The sequence below is a fragment of the Sandarakinorhabdus sp. genome (genome assembly GCF_032115815.1).
In the GTDB taxonomy this organism is placed as follows: domain Bacteria; phylum Pseudomonadota; class Alphaproteobacteria; order Sphingomonadales; family Sphingomonadaceae; genus Sandarakinorhabdus.
In genome coordinates this window covers 1-2,218 of sequence record NZ_JAUMBI010000076.1, presented here as the reverse complement: position 1 = coordinate 2,218, position 2,218 = coordinate 1, and the positions used below count along the sequence as shown (strand labels likewise).

General features: G+C 63.3%; 2 protein-coding genes and 1 pseudogene. All 3 read left to right on the top strand.

Annotated features, from left to right (window positions below; genetic code table 11):
- Positions 1 to 304 (top strand): annotated as a pseudogene (locus tag RT662_RS04570) (photosynthetic reaction center subunit M); the annotation flags it as partial.
- Positions 301 to 1,431, top strand: a complete 1,131-nt coding sequence (pufC, locus tag RT662_RS04565; protein ID WP_313669524.1) for a photosynthetic reaction center cytochrome PufC — start codon at positions 301 to 303, stop codon at positions 1,429 to 1,431. The pseudogene RT662_RS04570 and the gene pufC, both read left to right, overlap by 4 nt.
- A 186-nt stretch (positions 1,432 to 1,617) precedes the next feature.
- Positions 1,618 to 2,218: NAD(P)/FAD-dependent oxidoreductase (locus tag RT662_RS04560; RefSeq protein WP_313669523.1), on the top strand; the 601-nt coding region annotated here is incomplete at its 3' end.

Below are 2,218 nucleotides of genomic sequence, written 5' to 3'. Positions count from 1 at the left end.
TCTCGCCGTTGGCCGCTACGGCGGCGAACGCGAAATCGAACAGATCACCGATCGTGGTACGGCCTCCGAACGTGCAGCGCTGTTCTGGCGCTGGACCATGGGCTGGAATGCCACGATGGAATCCATCCACCGCTGGGCATGGTGGTTTGCGGTGCTGACGACGCTCACGGGCGGCATCGGCATCCTGCTCACCGGTACGGTTGTCGACAACTGGTTCCTGTGGGCCGTCGATCACGGTTTCGCCCGCGAATATCCGGCCACCGGTGTCGTTGATCCCGCCACCCTTCCGGGAGCACCGCAATGAAAGCGCTGAACAAGCTTGTTGCCATTGCCTTGCCAGCGCTGCTGCTGGCCGGTTGTGAACTCGGCTCGAAGGAGCAGGAGCAGGTTGGCTTCCGCGGCACCGCCATGGTCCAGATCAGTGATCCGGACAGCAAGGCCAAGGTCGGGGATATTCCGGCCCCGCCCTATGAGCTGACCGCTGAGATGATCGCTGGCGATCGGGCGAGCACGGCCTATGAGAACGTGCCCGTTTTGGGCAATGTCTCGGTGGACGAGTTCAACTACCTGATGCAGGCGATGACGACGTGGGTCGCGCCCGATGGTTCCAACATCAAGGATGCTGGCTGCACCTACTGCCACAATCCGGAAAACATGGCCTCGGACGAGAAATACACCAAGGTCGTGGCCCGCAAGATGCTGCAGATGACGCAGAACATCAACGCAACCTGGGCGCCGCACTTCAGCAAGCAGGATAACGCAGGCGTCACCTGCTGGACCTGCCACCGCGGCAATCCGGTGCCGGTGAACAACTGGTCTACCGCTGTGCCGGATCCGGGCACCATCACCGGCAACAAGCGGGGCGGCAACACCCCGGCGCAAACGGTGGCCTACGCCTCGCTGAACTCTGATCCGTTCACGGATTATCTGGCCGGCAAGGATAATATCCGCGTGGGCGGCAAGGAATTCCCGACCGCCGCCAGCAAGGCTGCCATCCAGACCACCGAGAAGACCTATGGCCTCATGATGCACATGAGCCAGGGCTTGGGCGTGAACTGCACCTTCTGCCACAACTCGAATAACTTCGCGAAGTGGGAAGACAGCCGGCCGCAGCGTGTGACGGCCTGGTATGGCATCCGCATGGTGCGGGATATCAACAACAACTACATCACCGCACTGGGTGACGTGTGGCCGGCCAACGGCAAGGGTGCCTATGGCAACCGCCGCGGCCCTCACGGCGATCCGCTGAAGGTGAACTGCGCCACCTGCCACCAGGGCGTGAACAAGCCGCTGGGCGGGGCGAAGATGCTGAAGGACTATCCGGCGCTGAAGGGCGCCGCGCCCGTGGCCGCTCCGGCCCCGGTCGTGGCCGCCGCTCCGGCACCGGCTGATACCGCTGCGGCGGCGGAGGCCGTCAAGCCCGCCGCTTGATCCAACCCGCAGCAAGTGCAACTGCAAAAGCAGGGGCAGGCCCCGGCGTCCAATGACGCCGGGGCCTGTTTCATTTCCGGGGAAGGCCTGTCGCACCCAATATTCCCAGCTTTGCGGCGGGTCGGCGCGTGGTAGCGTGTACGGGTCATGCCCCTGGGGAGGGGCCGCAGCATTGGGGAGAAGATGATGGCGGACCGTCTGGATGTGCTGATTGTCGGTGCCGGTTTTTCCGGCATGTACATGCTGCTGAAATGCCGCGAACAGGGCCTGAAGACCCGCGTGATCGAGGCCGGAAGCGGCGTTGGCGGCACCTGGTATTGGAATCGCTATCCCGGCGCCCGCGTCGATATCCAGAGCCTGGAATACAGCTTCGGCTTTGATGAAAAACTTGAACAGGAATGGCGCTGGTCGGAGCGCTATGCGCCGCAGCCCGAACTGCTGGCCTATGCAAACCATGTCGCCGAACGTTTCGACCTGAAGCCCGACATCAGCTTCAACACCCGCGTGACCGCCGCCCACTGGGATGCCAAGGCCGATGGCTGGAACGTCACGCTCAACAGCGGCGAGGTGATCCCGGCGCGCTTTGTGGTGATGGCCACTGGCTGCCTGTCCGTGCCCACCGATGTCACCTTCCCCGGCATCGATGATTACAAGGGCACCATCTACCGCACCTCGCGCTGGCCGCATGAGGGCGTGGACTTCAGCGGACAGCGCGTCGGCATCATCGGCACTGGATCATCGGCCATCCAGTCGATCCCGATCATCGCCGAAACCGCCGCGCACCTAA

What these genes read in the sequence shown, in the direction of transcription:
- pufC (WP_313669524.1), top strand. Translation starts at nt 301, where the DNA reads ATGAAAGCGCTGAACAAGCTTGTTGCCATTGCCTTGCCAGCGCTGCTG.